The following is a 15,654-nucleotide window of genomic DNA, read 5'->3' on the forward strand; positions in this document are numbered from 1 at the left end:
ATAATACCACATGGCTGGCAATACAGGCGGCCCCTGGGGGGGTGGCGGAAACTCGGGCGGCGGCGACGATGATCGCGGCAAAGGCTCTCGCGGTCCCGGCCGCGGCAATGGCGGGCGTGGTCCCGGCGACGAAGGTCCGCAAATCCCCGAAATCGACGAATTGGTCAAAAAAGGCCAGGAACAGCTGCGTGTCCTGATGGGCGGTCGTGGCGGCGGCAGCAATGGCAGCGGTCGCGGTTCGGGCGGCGGCGGCGGTCCGTTTCTGACACGCGGTACGCTGGGCCTCGGGGCGCTTGCGGCCATTGTACTTTGGGGGATGGCAAGCTTTTACACCGTCCGGCCTGAAGAGCAGTCGGTTGAGCTGTTCCTGGGTGAGTTTTCGTCCATCGGAAACCCCGGTCTGAACTTTGCACCCTGGCCCGTCGTAACGGCCGAGGTTATTCCAGTCACCCGCGAACAAACCGAAGAGATTGGCGTTGGCGGTCGTGGTGGTGATGCCGGCCTGATGCTGACCGGTGACGAGAACATCGTCGATATCGATTTCCAGGTTGTCTGGAACATCAATGATCCGGCCAATTTCCTGTTCAACCTGCGTGATCCGCGCCCAACGATCCGGGCCGTGTCGGAATCGGCGATGCGTGAGATTATCGCGCAATCCGATCTGGCACCGATCCTGAACCGGGATCGTGGTGCGATTGCCGGGCGCTTGGAGGATCTGATCCAGTCCACGCTCGACAGCTACCAAAGCGGCGTCACGATTATCCGTGTCAACTTTGACAAGGCTGACCCGCCAGCATCCGTGATCGACGCATTCCGCGACGTGCAAGCGGCGGAACAAGAACGGGACCGTCTGCAAAACGTGGCGGACGCCTATGCCAACCGTGTGCTTGCCGAAGCGCGTGGTCAGGCGGCTCAGCTTTTGGAAGAGGCGGAAGCCTACCGCGCCCAACAGGTCAACCAGGCCGAAGGTGAAGCGAGCCGCTTTTCTGCCGTTCTGGAGGAGTATTCCAAGGCACCCGACGTAACACGCAAGCGTCTGTATCTCGAAACCATGGAACAGGTGCTTGGCCGCGTGGATAAGATCATTCTTGATGAAAACCAGGGTGCCGGAGGGCAGGGGGTCGTCCCATATCTTCCGCTGAACGAGTTGCGCCGTAGCGCTGGAGGGTCGAACTGATGCGGAGATCAACATTTCTTCTGCCCATCTTGGTTATTTTGGGTGCCATCGGCCTTTCTTCGTTGTTCATCGTGGATGAGCGTGAAAAGGCTCTGGTGCTGCAGTTTGGCCGCGTCGTCGCCATTAAGGAAGACCCCGGATTGGCCTTCAAAATCCCGCTCATTCAGGAGGTCGTGCGCTATGATGACCGTATCCTGAGCCGTGATGTCGAGCCGCTGGAAGTCACCCCTCTGGATGACCGTCGTCTCGTTGTTGACGCCTTTGCCCGATACCGGATCACGGATGTGAACCAGTTCCGGCAAGCTGTCGGTACGGGTGGCGAAGAGTCTGCGGATCGTCGCATCGACGGTATTCTGCGGAACGAGTTGCGCGAAGTGCTGGGCTCGGTGTCGTCAAACGACATCCTCAGCTCTGACCGTGCGGCCCTGATGCTGCGCATCCGCAACGGCGCCATCGCCGAAGCGCGTGCGCTGGGCATCGAAGTCATCGACGTGCGTCTGAAACGGACGGACCTGCCGACCGAAAACCTCGACGCCACCTTTGAGCGGATGCGGGCGGAGCGTGAGCGTGAAGCCACCGACGAACGTGCCCGTGGTAACGAAGCGGCCCAACGTGTCCGTGCCCAGGCCGACAGGACAGTGGTCGAATTGACGTCGGATGCGGAACGTCAGGCCGAGATCATTCGCGGTGAAGCAGATGCGCGCCGCAATGCGATCTTTGCGGATGCCTTTGGCGTGGATCCTGAATTCTTTGAATTCTACCGGTCTTTGACGGCCTACCAGCGGTCGCTTCAGGGGTCGAACTCGACCATGGTGCTGTCACCGGATTCCGAGTTCTTCAACTACCTGAAGTCGCCCACGGGCAATAACGCTGCCGCGGGGCAGTAATGGCTTGGGTCCTCTTGGCCCTAGGACTTGTGATGTTGGTGGAGGGGCTGGCCTATGTGCTGGCCCCTTCGCTTATTGAACGGGTGCTCGAGGTGTTGCGCACCATGCCGGAAAGTGCCCGGCGGCTGTTTGGCGCACTTGTTCTTGTGACTGGATTGATCTTTATCTGGCTGGCGTTTTTCATAGGTTTGTAAGGCAATAGGTTTCAGAGTGTTCACGCGCACATCACGCTGTGTTGAAACCACGGGACACTGATCCATCTTTAATGTTGCAAGGATGCAACCCTACATGCACGGTGTGCCCAGGTGCGCACATCCGTGTGCAAAATGACCGAAACGGTCAACAAGACTATGCAGGAGTAACCTGATGCAGCGACAGGCAATCGCCGTCTCCAGACGGCTTTCACCGCTTCCCTATTTTCGTGTCCTCTGGATGGGCGCTTTGGCGCTGGCCTTTGTTCTGGTGCAGGCGCTTATGGCGCACGCGCGCCCCGAAAGCCTGGCCCCTCTGGCCGAACAGATCAGCCCGTCGGTGGTCAACATCACCACTTCCACGGTGATCGAAGGGCGGACCGGCCCCCAAGGGATCGTTCCAGAAGGTTCTCCTTTCGAGGACTTTTTCCGCGAATTCCAGGACCGCAACGGTCAGGGTGACAGGCCGCGCCGTTCGTCGGCACTTGGGTCTGGCTTTGTGATTTCCGAAGATGGGTTCATCGTGACGAACAATCACGTCATCGAAGGCGCGGACGAGATCACGATCGAGTTCTTTAGCGGAGAGAAGCTGATTGCCAAACTGGTCGGCACCGATCCGAACACGGACATTGCGCTGCTGAAAGTCGAAGCGGATGAGCCTCTGCCGCACGTGCCATTCGGCGACAGCGACACCGCGCGCGTCGGTGATTGGGTGGTTGCGATGGGCAACCCGCTGGGTCAGGGCTTTTCGGTCTCTGCCGGTATCGTCTCTGCACGCAACCGCGCCCTGAGCGGCAGTTATGATGATTACATCCAGACGGATGCGGCCATCAACCGGGGCAATTCCGGTGGGCCATTGTTCAACATGGACGGTCAAGTGATCGGTGTGAACACGGCGATCCTGTCGCCGAACGGCGGTTCGATCGGCATCGGCTTTTCGATGGCGTCCAATGTTGTGACCCGCGTAGTCGACCAGCTGCAGGAATTTGGCGAAACCCGCCGCGGCTGGTTGGGTGTTCGCATTCAGGATGTGACCGATGACATTGCCGAAGCGATTGGCCTTGAAAACACCGCTGGCGCCCTTGTCACTTCCGTGCCAGATGGCCCCGCCAAAGATGGCGGCATGCAGGATGGCGATGTGATCCTGAGCTTTGCCGGTGTTGATGTGGCGGACACGCGCGGCCTGGTGCGTCAAGTTGGCAACAGCCCCGTGGGTGAAACAGTCCGCGTTGTCGTGTTCCGCGATGGTGAGACGGTGACCCTGCGCGTGACACTTGGACGGCGCGAGGAAGCGGAAGGCGCCGTGCCCGCCGCTGCGGCACCCGAGGAGGGACCGGCCGAAGCCGAAACCAAGGACGTGCTTGGTCTAACGCTCAGCACGCTGACGGACGAGCTGCGTGAACAGCTGGGTGCGGATGCGGATCAGGAAGGCCTTGCCGTTGTCGAGGTGGACGAGACCAGCGAAGCCTTCGAAAAGGGCCTGCGTGCGGGTGACATCATCACCGAAGCGGGGCAGCAAAAGGTCAACAGCATCGGTGAGTTCGAGACGCGCTTGGATGACGTAAAAGAAGCTGGGCGTAAATCGCTTCTGCTGCTGGTGCGTCGGGCGGGTGACCCGCGTTTCGTGGCGCTCAGTCTGGCTGAGTAAGTACCCTCATCGATCCGAAATAGGTAAGGCGCCCCTTGGGGCGCCTTTCTTTTGTTCAGGACTTGCAGTGGTGTGCCCAGCTGTAAGGCGCACCTGTGGTGCGCCCCGCCCGTCAGGTTGCGGCGGGATTGGCAACGGTGATCAGTCCCAGCTTGCGGGCGGCGGCGATGGAAAGGGTCTTGCTGTCCAGGCCCTCTGAGGCCTGGTATCGCCCGACTGCTGCTCGGGTGCGCGCGTCCATTTCGCCGGTGATCCGACCTGTATAAAACCCGCGCGCCTCCAGCGCCCGCTGGACCGATGCAATGAAGTCGGGCGTGATATCCGCTTCGCAGATTATCTCATACCAGGTTTCCCGGCGTGGCTGGACAACCTGTTGGCTTGTCTCGGTCTTGTAGATCGGGGGGGATTGGATCCGTCCGTCACTGCTGACCTGCGCGGGTTGCAACTGGACTTTTCGGGTCACGGTTTCGACGACGGCGGGGCTCACCGTCTTGTCCCAACACGTGTCCGGAGCAGCTCCGGGCGGGGCGGTCGCCAGCGAGATCGGGTCGACATTCGAAGACGATGTGACTGTGCCATCGTCGGCACAGGCTGCAACAATGCAGGCGGCAGCAAGGGCCGGGAAGAAGGGTCTGAGTGTCATGCTCGGGCCTCTGGCTGGGCTTTTGTGGGCAACATAGCTGCGGGTCCGGCCTCTGCCTAGCCCTGCTGCATCAGCCGCCCTTACGGCTTTCCCAGGTGTCGGTACGTGTCTCATTTCGCATATGCCGCCCGGTGCCTTCTGCAAGAAGCTGGTCGAGCAGGGACGAGATGTCCTCGATCTCTTCGGCCAGCACATGGGTGACGTTATGGGCCCGCTGCATCCGGCCCGTTACCTTCAACATGCGCCCGGCCACCACGGCACGGCGGAAGCGTTCGTAGATGTGACGCCAGACGATAATGTTCACCACGCCTGTCTCATCTTCAAGCGTGAGGAAGATCACGCCCTTGGCCGTGCCAGGACGTTGTCGCAGAATCACCAGCCCTGCCACCGCCACCCGCGCATTCACGGGCGGTGCGTCCAGTTCATTTGCGCGCAGGCATGCCGGGGGACGGGGCCATGTGGTCGTATGCCCGGAAGAGGAAGAGGAATAAGTCTGCATGAGAACAAAGATAGAACATACACTGTGTGTCGCAAGTGGGAAAGTTGGGGGTCGCAAAAGGGGCTGGCAGCCTTATCTCCTGCCCGGTAGAGATGTGCGGAATGCGGATTGAAGGAACCCAGACATGGCCAAGATTACCTATATTGAACATGGCGGCACCGAGCATGTTGTGGACGTGGCCAATGGCCTGACAGTCATGGAAGGTGCACGTGATAACAATATCCCGGGTATCGAGGCGGATTGCGGTGGCGCATGCGCCTGCTCCACCTGCCATGTCTATGTGCATCCCGACTGGGTCGAGAAGCTGCCGGCCAAGGACGACATGGAAACCGACATGCTCGACTTTGCATACGAGCCGGATGAGGCCCGCTCGCGCCTGACCTGCCAGTTGAAGGTCACGGACGCGCTGGACGGTCTTGTCGTTCAGATGCCTGAAAAGCAGATCTGATGCCCATCAGGGCGCCGCGTCTGCTGATGCGCCATTTGCGCCCGTCCGTTCGCGGCGCGGTGCAACCGCCGCGCCTGTTGCTGATCGCGCTGGCGTTCATGGTGTCCTCAGCGCCCGTACTGGCGGATGTCATCCTTGCCGCCCGCTATGCCGATCCGACCGACCGGTATGCCCACGGCATCCTTGGCGACGCGATCGAATGGGGAACGCTCGAGCTTGAGATGCAGAGCGGTGAGCAACGCCGCTTTGTCCTGCCCCGCGATCACGTTTTCGAAGACGTGGCTCCTCGACTTGCTGATCTGGATGGCGATGGCGCGCTCGAAGTGCTGGTGGTCGAAGCCGATGTGACCGCAGGGGCTGCCTTTGCAATCTACGGCCCGCAGGGTAAGATCACCGAGACGCCCCATATCGGGACCCGTAACCGTTGGCTTGCTCCGCTGGGGGCGGGTGATCTGGACGGTGATGGTGTGACCGAGATCGCCTATATCGACCGGCCGCACCTTGCCAAGACCTTGCGCATCTGGCGGTTTGCAGATGGCACGCTGACCCCCGCCGCAGACCTGCGGGGGCTTACAAACCACAGGATCGGAGAGGAGGACATCGCGGGCGGCATCCGCACCTGCGCGGGTGTACCCGAGATGATCCTCGCCACCGCCAACTGGTCGGACCTTGTGGCCATACGCTGGAACGGATCGCAGTTTCAGCGCATGTACTTGGGCACCGATACAACCCGCCCGGCCTTTGCCCGCGCCATGGACTGCGAATGATGCGACTGGCTGTTGCGTTGTTGTTTGCTGCAGCGCCAGCCATTGCGCAGGACCGCCTGACGCCCGAGCAGTTCCTTGATCTTGTTGCCGACCGAACGGCGTCTTTCGCAACGTTTCCAGACCGTCAGCCTGTCGGGATAGAACAGTTCCTGTCACGTGATCGCACCGTATGGGCCCGGGCAAACGGAACCTGCGCCTTTGGTCTGGTGACGGCGGAGAATGGTCAGGTCTGTTTCGACTATGATGATGACCCGCCCGGTGTGACGCACTGTTGGGTCCCGTTTCTGCGCGATGCGCGCCTGTTTGTTGCTTCAACCGATGATCTCGGAGAAGTGCAAGAGGTGGTGGACATCAGCGATGATCCGGTCGCCTGTACCCAAGCGCCGATGTCGTAAGCGATTTTCACACGCTGACCCGGTTGCTGGCGGTTGGAGCCTCCGGCGGGGATTTTTTTGAAACAGGGAAGGGGGGCCGGAAGGTCCTGGTCCTAGTCAAGCGCCCGCCATCCGATGTCACGGCGGCAAAAGCCTTCAGGGAAGTCGATGGCATCAATCATCCGGTAGGCACTGTCGGCGGCTTCTCGCAAGGATGCACCGCGGGCCGTTACGTTAAGAACGCGCCCGCCAGACGCGGTGATTTTGCCATCCCGCTGTGACGTTCCGGCGTGAAACACCATCTGGCTGCCAGTGGCGGGCAGTGTGTCAAGCCCGCCAATCACGGCCCCCTTCGCATAGTCGCCGGGATATCCCTCTGCCGCCATCACGACGGTGATGGCATGATCCTCAGCCCAGTTGACTTGTGCGGTGTTCAGCCGCCCCTCGGCTGCGGCGTGCATCAGGTCCATGGCTTGCGCCCCCAAACGCATCATCAGAACCTGACACTCCGGGTCGCCAAAGCGTACGTTGTATTCCACCAGTCGCGGCGCGCCATTTTCGATCATCAAACCTGCGTAAAGGACCCCTTGGTAGGGCATGCCGCGCGCTGCCATTTCGGCCATGGTTGGGCGAATGATCTCGTCCAGTGCGCGTTGAGCGATGTCATCGGTCAACACGGGCGCGGGGGAATAAGCCCCCATGCCGCCGGTGTTTGGCCCGATGTCGCCTTCGCCAACGCGCTTGTGGTCCTGCGCGGTGCCGATGGGCAGCACGTCGGTGCCGTCGCACAGGACGAAGAAAGACGCCTCTTCCCCCTGCATGAATTCCTCGATCACAACTTCGGCCCCGGCACCACCAAAGGCGCCCCCAAACATGTCGTCAATGGCGGCATGCGCCTGCTCAACAGTCTCGGCGATGATGACACCTTTGCCAGCGGCCAGCCCGTCTGCCTTGACCACGATGGGCGCCCCCTGGTCTGTGACATAGGCTTTGGCTGCAGCCGCATCCGTGAAATGACCGTACGCGGCCGTTGGTGCATTGGCCGCGTCACAGATGGCCTTGGTAAACGCCTTGGACGCTTCCAGCTGCGCTGCAGCCTTGCTCGGGCCGAACACCAGCACCCCTGCGTCCCGCAAACGGTCGGCGACCCCGGCGGCGAGCGGCGCTTCGGGGCCGACAATCACGAAATCAATGCACTCTTCTTCGACGAATGTCGCGACAACGCCCCCATCGTTGATGTCCAGGCTTGCACATTCGGCAATGGCTGCGATCCCCGCATTGCCGGGGGCCACGACCAGCCGGTCGCATTTCGGGTTCTGCAACACGGCCCAGGCCAAGCTGTGCTCGCGGCCACCGCCGCCTAGAATGAGAATGTTCATCGCTTGCTCCTTGGCCTTTGCTGGGCCGCGTTCTAAGCTGGGCGGACCTGCAGCACAAGGACGCCTCATGGACTTGCTTGACGATCCCGTTCCCGGTTCGAACACACCTGAGTTCTCTGTGTCCGAGATTGCGGGTAAGGTCCGCAAGCTGATCGAGGGCGAACTGGGCTGGGTCCGGATCAAGGGGGAGGTCGGGCGCGTCGTGCTGGCCCGCTCCGGCCACCTTTATTTCGACCTCAAGGATGATCGCAATGTCCTGTCCTGCATGACATGGAAGGGACAGGTGAGTGGTCTGGGCACCATGCCTGAAGAAGGGATGGAAGTCGTGGCGGAAGGGCGTATGACGGCCTCCGGCTTTCAGTCCAAATTCTCGCTGAACGCTGAACGCATCGCGATTGCCGGGCAGGGCGCGCTGATGGCGCTTCTGGAAAAGCGCAAGAAGGCGCTCGCTGCCGAGGGGCTGTTTGACGACGCGCGCAAGCGCCCCTTGCCCTATCTGCCCGACGTGATCGGGGTTGTGACGTCTTTGCAGGGTGCGGTGATCCGCGACATTCTGCACCGGCTACGGGACCGGTTCCCGCGCAAAGTGCTGGTGTGGCCGGTCGCCGTGCAGGGGGCCAATTGCGCCCCCGAGGTTGCGCGCGCCATCGCGGGCTTCAATGCGCTGACACCTGGGGGCGCCATGCCGCGACCCGATTTGTTGATCGTGGCGCGGGGCGGTGGCTCGGTCGAGGATCTGTGGGGCTTCAATGAAGAGATCGTCGCACGTGCCGCGGCCGCGTCCGATATTCCGCTGATCTCGGCGGTGGGGCACGAGACAGACACGACACTGATCGACTTCGTATCCGACCGGCGCGCACCCACCCCGACCGCAGCAGCAGAGATGGCCGTGCCGGTGCGCCATGAATTGCTGGCATGGGTCGAACAGGCTGGGGCGCGGATGACCGCTGCGGCAAGCGGCGGGATGCAGCGGCGCAATCAGCGCCTGCGCGATCTGGCCCGCGCGTTGCCCCGGGCGGATGCACTGGTCGAGGGGCCACGCCAACGGCTTGACGTGACGGGCGGCAAACTTGGGCCCGCACTTATCGCGGGCGTGCAACGGCGCAAGGTGCGGCTGTCGGACGTGTCGGGCAGCCTGCGTCCGGCCACATTGCGGCGCAGCCTTGATGCAGAGAAACGCCGTCTTGATGCCCTGTCCGCGCGGCTTGAACCGGCCTTGGCCCGTGTTGCTGCTGGCAAACGCGAACGGCTGGAGGCTCGCACGGCGCACCTGACACCGGCGCGGATTGGGCAGGATGCAGCGCGCAAATCGGAACGGCTGCGGGACGTAACAGCCCGAATGCAGGCCGCTGGTCAGAGACAGTTGGAGGGGTTGCATCGCAAGCTTGCGGCCATGGATCGTCTGCGTGAAACACTCAGCTACAAGGCGACGCTGGCGCGCGGTTATGCCGTTGTGCGGGGCGGGGGGCAGATATTGACCAGTCGGGCAGTAGCAGAACAGGCCAGCGGTCTTGAGATCGAATTTTCTGATGGTCGCTTGAAACTGGGTGGCGGAAAAAGCACTGCGCAGAAAGCTGTATCCAAACCGCCAGAACAGGGCTCGCTGTTCTAGGGCGCATCAAGATGCGCCTTACGGACCAGACCCACCGCATAGAACGCACAGAGATAAGGCGGAGGTGACCTCCGCCGTACAACGTCTCTGTGGCGCGATGATGCAAGATCTGTAAGGCGGACGTGTCGTCCGCCCTGCTCACACGCCGATCTTGGGGCCAAGGCAGATCATGTCCTCGCCAACATCCTGTGCTTCGTACAACTCGGTGCTGTCAGGGTCATTTGCGAAGGTTGCGATCAACCCACCGGCTCTCTTCTCGAAGGTCCAGCACTGCGGATCGGGGCGATCCTCGTAGACAAAGCAGATCAGCGGACCATCATTGTACCACGTCCCGTCCCTGCATTCACCATCCAGAAACGACCATGTGACGCGCCGGTTTTCGTGATAAATCTCAGCGCCATACGCTTCGCCCGAGCGCCCGTAAAACAGGGTCTTGCCCGTCACGTAGGCTTCGAACTCGGCCGCCGTCATCGGCTCGGCCATCGCGACGGAGCCTGCAAAGACAAGCGGGATCAGCAAGAGGCGAACGATCATGCGCGCACTGTGGCAGAGCCGCGCGAAACCTGCCAGAGGGTACGTCATTTCATGCGGATGCTGGCGTTATCCTGCTTTGGACCACGGCAGTCGCCCATCGTTCCGCCCGTTTGTCCATGATGCGACGCCACAAGGGTGGGACAAGCGCCAAAACGGCCATCACCGGCAGGGAGTGGGGCAATATGGGCATGGTCTCTGCATCCAGTTCCAGACGTGGAAAGGACTTCGCTGGACGGGCATGGTGAGCCGAGTGATGTGGCGCGTTCAGCATCATGGCCGCTGAATACCAATGTGGTGCGTTCCACGAATGGGCCGGCCCCATCGGCTCCAACTGGCCGTCTGACAGGCTGCGCCGCATGAGCCCGTAGTGCTGGACATAGTCCGACAACATCAGTTGAACCTGCGCATAGGCGCTGACGAGGATCAGCCCAAGAACCCCTGCACCGCCAGCCAGCGCATAAGCAACCGCAACGCTCAGCGCGGAGGCCAATGCATAGAAAAGATAGGGGCGCGGAAGCCGCGCACCGCCATGACGTCTGCGTTCCGCGCGCAACCCCTCGCGGCACCCACCCAACCATGCGCGCGTAAGATAGGCCCAGAACCCTTCACCCAGCCGGGCGGTGGCAGGGTCATCCATGGTTGCCGCGTGAACATGGTGCACCAGACGATGCGCACTGGTGTGGTGCCCGAAAAGGATGGAGGCATAGCAAGCCGCGCCCAATCGAAACGCCCAGCGATCCGCGCGGTGGATCAATTCATGCGCATTGGAGTTGGACACCTGCCCGAAATATAAGCCGGCCGCCACGACGATCAGCGCCTTGTCCAGTATCGCAAGGTCCGTGCCCATGGCCCAAACGGTCAGGCCCAACAGGGCAAAGTGGACAACGCCCAAGGTTTCGGACAGCCGATGACCAGACGTGTCAGTCGGCGCAGGGCGCACAGGCAGTTTGTCGAGAAAAAAGACAATAACCGTGATGACCAGCACAGCAGCAACCGGCCACGGCCCGCCCAACAAACAGGCCAGCGCCAGACACAACCCGGGCAAAAAGCTCGCGATCAAGAAGGGAAACAGCGGTGGCATCTATGCAGAATCACTCCGATTTTGGCGGCTGGACCGTAACATAGCCCGGCACAGAACGCGTTTAACCTGAATTTGCCGCCAAAAGCGTGACCCATTGGCGGCGACATGGTGACGATACGCGCGTCATTTGCGTAGCCGGGCGTCGCTTTTGGGCTGATCGTGCTTTCCCTGCGCTGATACTCTCTGCCCAAATCAGGGCAGGAGTGCGGGTGATGGCGCTGGACGAGTCGGCAAAGGGCAAAGGTGTCTGGAAATCGGGCAGGGGCAAGGGACGTGTCCGTCCCAAGGGCCGTGCGCTCGAGGATCAGGCTTGGCAAGAGGTGCAGGCGCTGCTTGGCGATCAACCGCGCCGCCGTGACCTGCTGATCGAATTCCTGCATCTGATCCAGGATACCTACGGCCACCTTTCTGCTGCGCATCTGCGGGCCCTGGCCGAAGAAATGCGCCTAAGCATGGCCGAGGTCTACGAGGTCGCGACCTTCTACGCTCATTTTGACGTGGTGAAAGAGGGCGAGGTCCCGCCCCCCGCGCTCACCATCCGCGTGTGCGACTCGCTCAGCTGCGAACTAGCAGGGGCTCAGGCACTCAAATCCGCCCTCGAAGACGGTCTTGACCCGTCCGAGGTGCGTGTCCTTCGCGCGCCCTGCATGGGCCGCTGCGACACCGCCCCGGTGCTTGAATTGGGCCACAACCACATCGACAATGCGACCCCACAAAAGGTGCATGCGGCAATCGCAGCCGGCGACACCCACGCGCATGTCCCGGAATATGAAACGCTGGATGCCTATGCTGCCGCCGGTGGCTACACCGCGCTCAAACAACTGCGCGACAGTGGCAACTGGGAAGACGTGCAGGCCAATATCAAGGAAAGCGGCCTGCGGGGGTTGGGCGGCGCGGGCTTCCCCTCCGGCACCAAGTGGGGCTTTGTCCGTGCCAATGCGGGTGCGCGCTACCTCGCCGTAAACGGGGACGAGGGCGAACCGGGCACGTTCAAGGATCGCTACTATCTCGAACGCACCCCGCATCTGTTCCTCGAAGGGATGCTGATCGCTGCCTGGGCGGTTGAGGCCGAAACAGCCTTTATCTACATGCGCGACGAATACCCCGCCGTGCTCGACATACTTGCTCGTGAAATCAAGGCGCTGGAAGATACAGGCATCGTGAAACCCGGCTATATCGATCTGCGGCGCGGGGCAGGTGCCTATATCTGCGGCGAAGAATCCGCGATGATCGAAAGCATCGAAGGCAAGCGCGGCCTGCCACGTCACCGGCCCCCCTACGTGGCGCAGGTGGGCATCTTCAACCAGCCCACACTGGTGCACAACGTCGAAACCCTGCACTGGATCGCGCGCATCTGCCGCGAAGGGCCAGAGGTGCTGAACAGCACTGAAAAGAACGGGAGGACCGGCCTGCGCAGCTATTCCGTCTCAGGCCGCGTCGCCAAACCGGGCGTTTACCTGCTGCCTGCAGGGTCCACGATCACGGACGTCATGGAGGCGGCTGGCGGTATGGCAGACGGCCACGTGTTCAAGGCATATCAACCGGGTGGCCCGTCTTCGGGCCTGCTGCCCGCGTCGATGAACGACATCCCGCTCGACTTTGACACGCTGCAACCGCATGGCACCTTCATCGGTTCGGCAGCGGTTGTGGTTCTGTCGGACCAAGATCGTGCCCGCGACGCAGCGCTCAACATGCTTAAGTTCTTCGAAGACGAAAGCTGCGGCCAATGCACACCCTGTCGGGTGGGCTGCGAAAAAGCGGTCAAGCTGATGCAGGCGGATACGTGGGACCAGGGTCTGCTGGATGAACTCTGCACCGCCATGACAGACGCCTCGATCTGCGGCCTCGGGCAGGCGGCGCCGAACCCGATCAAGCTGACGATGAAGCATTTCGGGGATGAAATTTGATATTGTCTTGGGCGACGTGATCAACGTCGCCCTTGCGTCGCCTCGAAGTCGTACCTTTTCATGCCCGCGCCCGCGTATTAGGTCAGGGGCAGAACGACATTCGGGGCATCATGGCATTTTTTAAGAAACTCAAGAATCGGCTGTTCAAGTCCTCGTCCAAGATTGACGAGGGGCTGGAGGCGATTGTCGAAGATGGCGGCGTGGAAGAGGCCGCGGCGCCCGATCCAGAGATCGTGCCGACACCTGACCCAACGCCGACCCCTGCACCGGTTGAGATGCCGCCAGTGTCCGATCCGATGCCCGAATCCGCGCCGGTCGAAGCGCCGGTGATTTCGGACCCGGAGCCTGTGTCTGAACCCATCGAAACACCTGTTGCACCCGATCCGGAACCGATAATCGTTCCTGAGCCTGAGCCTGAGCCTGAGCCTGAGCCTGAGCCTGAGCCTGAGCCTGAGCCTGAGCCTGAGCCTGAGCCTGAGCCTGAGCCTGAGCCTGAGCCTGAGCCTGAGCCTGAGCCTGAGCCTACACCGCGCCCGACGGATGTTGCGGCTGAAGCCCCTGTTGCCGAAGCGCCAGAAGCGGCTGACCCTAAACCGATGGCAATGCCCGCTGCCGTCGCGCCAGTGTCGCTGGTCGATGATGAACCGGAGCCTGATCAACCCAAGCGGGGCATCATTGGCCGCCTGCTGGGTCGTCGCGACGCGGCCCCGGTCATGCGCCGCACGCTTGACGACGACATGTTGGAACAGCTTGAGGAGTTGCTGATCGCCGCCGATATGGGCGTCGATACGGCCCTGCGCGTGACTGCCAACATGGCCGAGGGGCGCATGGGCAAGAAACTGTCGGTGCGCGAGATCAAGGAACTCATGGCGCAGGAAATTGCCCGGATTATGGAGCCAGTGGCAAAACCACTGCCGCTTTATCCACAAAAGCCGCAGGTCGTGCTGGTCGTGGGCGTGAACGGATCGGGCAAGACCACAACCATCGGCAAGCTTGCCAGCCAGTTCCGTGCAGCCGGCAAGTCCGTGGTGATTGCCGCAGGCGACACGTTCCGCGCTGCCGCCGTGGAACAGTTGCAGGTCTGGGGTGAGCGGGCAGGGGTGCCCGTGCTGACAGCACCCGAAGGCACCGACCCGGCCAGCCTCGCTTTCGACGCCATGACCAAGGCCCAAGCTGAAGGTGCTGACCTTTTGATGATCGACACGGCGGGTCGCCTTCAGAACCGCGGCGACCTGATGGAGGAACTGGCCAAGATTGTGCGCGTCATCCGCAAGAAAGACGAAAGCGCGCCGCACAACACCATGCTGGTGCTGGACGCAACGACGGGTCAGAACGCGATCAACCAGGTGAAAGTGTTCCAGGAGGTCTCGGACGTGTCCGGCCTCGTGATGACCAAACTGGACGGCACGGCCAAGGGCGGCGTGCTGGTGGCCTTGGCCGACAAGTTCGGCCTGCCCATCCACGCCATTGGCGTGGGCGAACAGATCGATGATCTGTCGCCCTTTGATCCCGAGGATTTTGCGGCAGCACTCACCGGGCTTGAAAGTGACTAGCTATATAAAACAATGGGTTAAACCTGTCCCCGCGGGGACAGATCCCAAATGACAGCGTGGCTCGCCAGCATTGAAGGTACAGAAACAGGACACACGGTTGCCCTGTGCCTCGCTATTTTGGCGGCTTTTTTGCACGCAGTCTTTGGCGCATTGCAGAAAGGGCGGCATGACCCTTGGCTGACACGTGGGGCCATCGACGCCTCATATGGGTTGATGGCCGCACCCTTTGCTCTATTCATCGTGCCTTGGCCCGAGCCGCATATGTGGCCCATCTTCGCCGTCGTGTTCGTGATCCACGTGGGCTACAAAGTTTTGCAGGCATGGGCCTACACCAAGGGTGACTTCACGGTCGTCTACCCGGTAGTACGCGGAACAGGCCCGTTGTTCACGGTAATCGGTGCCTATTTTCTATTCTCCGAAACCTTCACCATCGTTCAATGGCTGGGCGTTGGTGTATTGCTCGCGGGCATCTACGGGCTTGCGCTCTACAATCTGCGCTACTTGCAAACAAACCGCGACACGCTGCCGATGGCCCTTGGCCTTGCGGTGATCACCGGCCTTTTCGTTGCGCTGTACACGACCTATGACGCCTACGGCATCCGCGCGACCGAGAACCCGTTCACCTTTCTCGCGTGGTTCTTCATGATCGACGGCATCTTCATGCCGCCCATCGCCTACATGCGCTGGCGCCGGATGCAGGACGCGCCCGCATTGCCGCCCCTAATGTTACGCGGTGTGATCGGCGGGATCGTTGCCTTTCTCAGCTTCGGCTCCATCATGATGGCGACGCGGCTGGATAAAGTGGGCGAAGCGGCGGTGCTGCGTGAAACATCAACGGTCTTTGCCGCAATCATCGGTTGGCTGGTGCTGAAAGAAACGGTAGGACCGCGCAGAATTGCCCTGATGGCGTTGATCGCCGCCGGGGCAGTCATCGTCGAGATGGGCGGATAAAAA

16 protein-coding genes are annotated in these 15,654 nt (G+C 61.5%); 11 read left to right on the plus strand and 5 right to left on the minus strand.

Annotated elements, in window-relative coordinates; translation table 11 throughout:
• Window positions 1–10 precede the first annotated feature (10 nt).
• The 4 genes from hflK (at window position 11) to IE087_RS11845 (ending at window position 3,903) form a co-directional block, all read left to right on the plus strand.
• Window positions 11–1,177 (plus strand): FtsH protease activity modulator HflK, encoded by a 1,167-nt coding sequence (gene hflK / locus IE087_RS11830; protein WP_189369558.1) that lies wholly within the window; start codon window positions 11–13, stop codon window positions 1,175–1,177.
• Window positions 1,177–2,064, plus strand: a complete 888-nt coding sequence (hflC, locus tag IE087_RS11835) for a protease modulator HflC (RefSeq protein WP_189369559.1) — start codon at window positions 1,177–1,179, stop codon at window positions 2,062–2,064. The genes hflK and hflC overlap by 1 nt, the downstream gene beginning before the upstream one ends.
• Window positions 2,064–2,258, plus strand: a complete 195-nt coding sequence (locus IE087_RS11840) for a DUF2065 domain-containing protein (RefSeq protein ID WP_189369560.1) — start codon at window positions 2,064–2,066, stop codon at window positions 2,256–2,258. Before hflC ends, IE087_RS11840 begins: the two co-directional genes overlap by 1 nt.
• Window positions 2,259–2,430: 172 nt before the next feature.
• On the plus strand, window positions 2,431–3,903 hold the full coding sequence (locus tag IE087_RS11845) for a Do family serine endopeptidase (RefSeq protein WP_189369561.1): 1,473 nt from the start codon (window positions 2,431–2,433) through the stop codon (window positions 3,901–3,903).
• Between the two features lie 112 nt (window positions 3,904–4,015).
• Here IE087_RS11845 and IE087_RS11850 read toward each other — a convergent pair whose 3' ends face one another.
• Entirely contained in the window at window positions 4,016–4,546 is a 531-nt protein-coding gene (locus IE087_RS11850) for a peptidoglycan-binding domain-containing protein (RefSeq protein ID WP_189369562.1), read from the minus strand.
• Between the two features lie 70 nt (window positions 4,547–4,616).
• Entirely contained in the window at window positions 4,617–5,045 is a 429-nt protein-coding gene (locus tag IE087_RS11855) for an OB-fold nucleic acid binding domain-containing protein (RefSeq protein ID WP_189369563.1), read from the minus strand.
• A 124-nt stretch (window positions 5,046–5,169) separates the two neighbouring features.
• Between IE087_RS11855 and IE087_RS11860 the strand changes: the two genes are divergently transcribed.
• Genes IE087_RS11860 through IE087_RS11870 form a run of 3 tightly spaced genes read left to right on the plus strand, consistent with a single transcriptional unit; the run spans window position 5,170 to window position 6,655 of the window.
• A complete protein-coding gene (locus IE087_RS11860; protein ID WP_189369564.1) occupies window positions 5,170–5,493 on the plus strand; it encodes a 2Fe-2S iron-sulfur cluster-binding protein in 324 nt (107 codons plus the stop codon).
• The gene (locus IE087_RS11865) at window positions 5,493–6,260 is read left to right on the plus strand and encodes an FG-GAP repeat domain-containing protein (protein WP_189369565.1); all 768 of its coding nucleotides are present in this window, start codon (window positions 5,493–5,495) and stop codon (window positions 6,258–6,260) included. Before IE087_RS11860 ends, IE087_RS11865 begins: the two co-directional genes overlap by 1 nt.
• Window positions 6,257–6,655: a hypothetical protein gene (locus IE087_RS11870; protein ID WP_189369566.1), complete on the plus strand. Its 399-nt coding sequence runs from the start codon at window positions 6,257–6,259 to the stop codon at window positions 6,653–6,655. The genes IE087_RS11865 and IE087_RS11870 overlap by 4 nt, the downstream gene beginning before the upstream one ends.
• A 92-nt stretch (window positions 6,656–6,747) precedes the next feature.
• Here the strand turns inward: IE087_RS11870 and purD are convergent, their stop codons facing one another.
• Window positions 6,748–8,013, minus strand: coding sequence for a phosphoribosylamine--glycine ligase (purD, locus tag IE087_RS11875; RefSeq protein WP_189369567.1), 1,266 nt, complete (start codon window positions 8,011–8,013; stop codon window positions 6,748–6,750).
• 67 nt (window positions 8,014–8,080) lie between these two features.
• Between purD and xseA the strand changes: the two genes are divergently transcribed.
• Complete coding sequence (gene xseA / locus IE087_RS11880; RefSeq protein ID WP_189369568.1) at window positions 8,081–9,625, plus strand: exodeoxyribonuclease VII large subunit; 1,545 nt, start codon at window positions 8,081–8,083, stop codon at window positions 9,623–9,625.
• Between the two features lie 138 nt (window positions 9,626–9,763).
• On the opposite strand, the gene IE087_RS11885 is transcribed toward xseA, so the two are convergent.
• Together IE087_RS11885 and IE087_RS11890 are read right to left on the minus strand one after the other, a co-directional pair.
• A complete protein-coding gene (locus IE087_RS11885; protein ID WP_189369569.1) occupies window positions 9,764–10,159 on the minus strand; it encodes a hypothetical protein in 396 nt (131 codons plus the stop codon).
• Window positions 10,160–10,208: 49 nt separating this feature from the next.
• The gene (locus IE087_RS11890; RefSeq protein WP_229801361.1) at window positions 10,209–11,240 is read right to left on the minus strand and encodes an alkane 1-monooxygenase; all 1,032 of its coding nucleotides are present in this window, start codon (window positions 11,238–11,240) and stop codon (window positions 10,209–10,211) included.
• A gap of 212 nt (window positions 11,241–11,452) precedes the next feature.
• Between IE087_RS11890 and IE087_RS11895 the strand changes: the two genes are divergently transcribed.
• From IE087_RS11895 to IE087_RS11905, 3 genes are all read left to right on the plus strand, one after another.
• Window positions 11,453–13,147 (plus strand): NAD(P)H-dependent oxidoreductase subunit E, encoded by a 1,695-nt coding sequence (locus IE087_RS11895; protein WP_189369570.1) that lies wholly within the window; start codon window positions 11,453–11,455, stop codon window positions 13,145–13,147.
• 110 nt (window positions 13,148–13,257) lie between these two features.
• On the plus strand, window positions 13,258–14,700 hold the full coding sequence (ftsY, locus tag IE087_RS11900; protein WP_189369972.1) for a signal recognition particle-docking protein FtsY: 1,443 nt from the start codon (window positions 13,258–13,260) through the stop codon (window positions 14,698–14,700).
• Window positions 14,701–14,748: 48 nt separating this feature from the next.
• Window positions 14,749–15,651: an EamA family transporter gene (locus IE087_RS11905; protein WP_189369571.1), complete on the plus strand. Its 903-nt coding sequence runs from the start codon at window positions 14,749–14,751 to the stop codon at window positions 15,649–15,651.
• Window positions 15,652–15,654 lie beyond the last annotated feature (3 nt).

This window comes from Tateyamaria omphalii (genome assembly GCF_014651375.1).
Classification (GTDB): Bacteria; Pseudomonadota; Alphaproteobacteria; order Rhodobacterales; family Rhodobacteraceae; genus Tateyamaria; species Tateyamaria omphalii.

Bases quoted from the DNA above. Each gene is read 5' to 3' on its own strand.
- IE087_RS11840 (WP_189369560.1), top strand. From the start codon at position 2,064: ATGGCTTGGGTCCTCTTGGCCCTAGGACTTGTGATGTTGGTGGAGGGG.
- IE087_RS11905 (WP_189369571.1), top strand. From the start codon at position 14,749: ATGACAGCGTGGCTCGCCAGCATTGAAGGTACAGAAACAGGACACACG.
- IE087_RS11890 (WP_229801361.1), bottom strand. From the start codon at position 11,240: ATGCCACCGCTGTTTCCCTTCTTGATCGCGAGCTTTTTGCCCGGGTTG.
- IE087_RS11870 (WP_189369566.1), top strand. From the start codon at position 6,257: ATGATGCGACTGGCTGTTGCGTTGTTGTTTGCTGCAGCGCCAGCCATT.
- IE087_RS11855 (WP_189369563.1), bottom strand. From the start codon at position 5,045: ATGCAGACTTATTCCTCTTCCTCTTCCGGGCATACGACCACATGGCCC.
- IE087_RS11850 (WP_189369562.1), bottom strand. From the start codon at position 4,546: ATGACACTCAGACCCTTCTTCCCGGCCCTTGCTGCCGCCTGCATTGTT.
- purD (WP_189369567.1), bottom strand. From the start codon at position 8,013: ATGAACATTCTCATTCTAGGCGGCGGTGGCCGCGAGCACAGCTTGGCC.
- xseA (WP_189369568.1), top strand. From the start codon at position 8,081: ATGGACTTGCTTGACGATCCCGTTCCCGGTTCGAACACACCTGAGTTC.
- ftsY (WP_189369972.1), top strand. From the start codon at position 13,258: ATGGCATTTTTTAAGAAACTCAAGAATCGGCTGTTCAAGTCCTCGTCC.
- IE087_RS11895 (WP_189369570.1), top strand. From the start codon at position 11,453: ATGGCGCTGGACGAGTCGGCAAAGGGCAAAGGTGTCTGGAAATCGGGC.
- IE087_RS11860 (WP_189369564.1), top strand. From the start codon at position 5,170: ATGGCCAAGATTACCTATATTGAACATGGCGGCACCGAGCATGTTGTG.
- hflK (WP_189369558.1), top strand. From the start codon at position 11: ATGGCTGGCAATACAGGCGGCCCCTGGGGGGGTGGCGGAAACTCGGGC.
- IE087_RS11885 (WP_189369569.1), bottom strand. From the start codon at position 10,159: ATGATCGTTCGCCTCTTGCTGATCCCGCTTGTCTTTGCAGGCTCCGTC.
- IE087_RS11865 (WP_189369565.1), top strand. From the start codon at position 5,493: ATGCCCATCAGGGCGCCGCGTCTGCTGATGCGCCATTTGCGCCCGTCC.
- IE087_RS11845 (WP_189369561.1), top strand. From the start codon at position 2,431: ATGCAGCGACAGGCAATCGCCGTCTCCAGACGGCTTTCACCGCTTCCC.
- hflC (WP_189369559.1), top strand. From the start codon at position 1,177: ATGCGGAGATCAACATTTCTTCTGCCCATCTTGGTTATTTTGGGTGCC.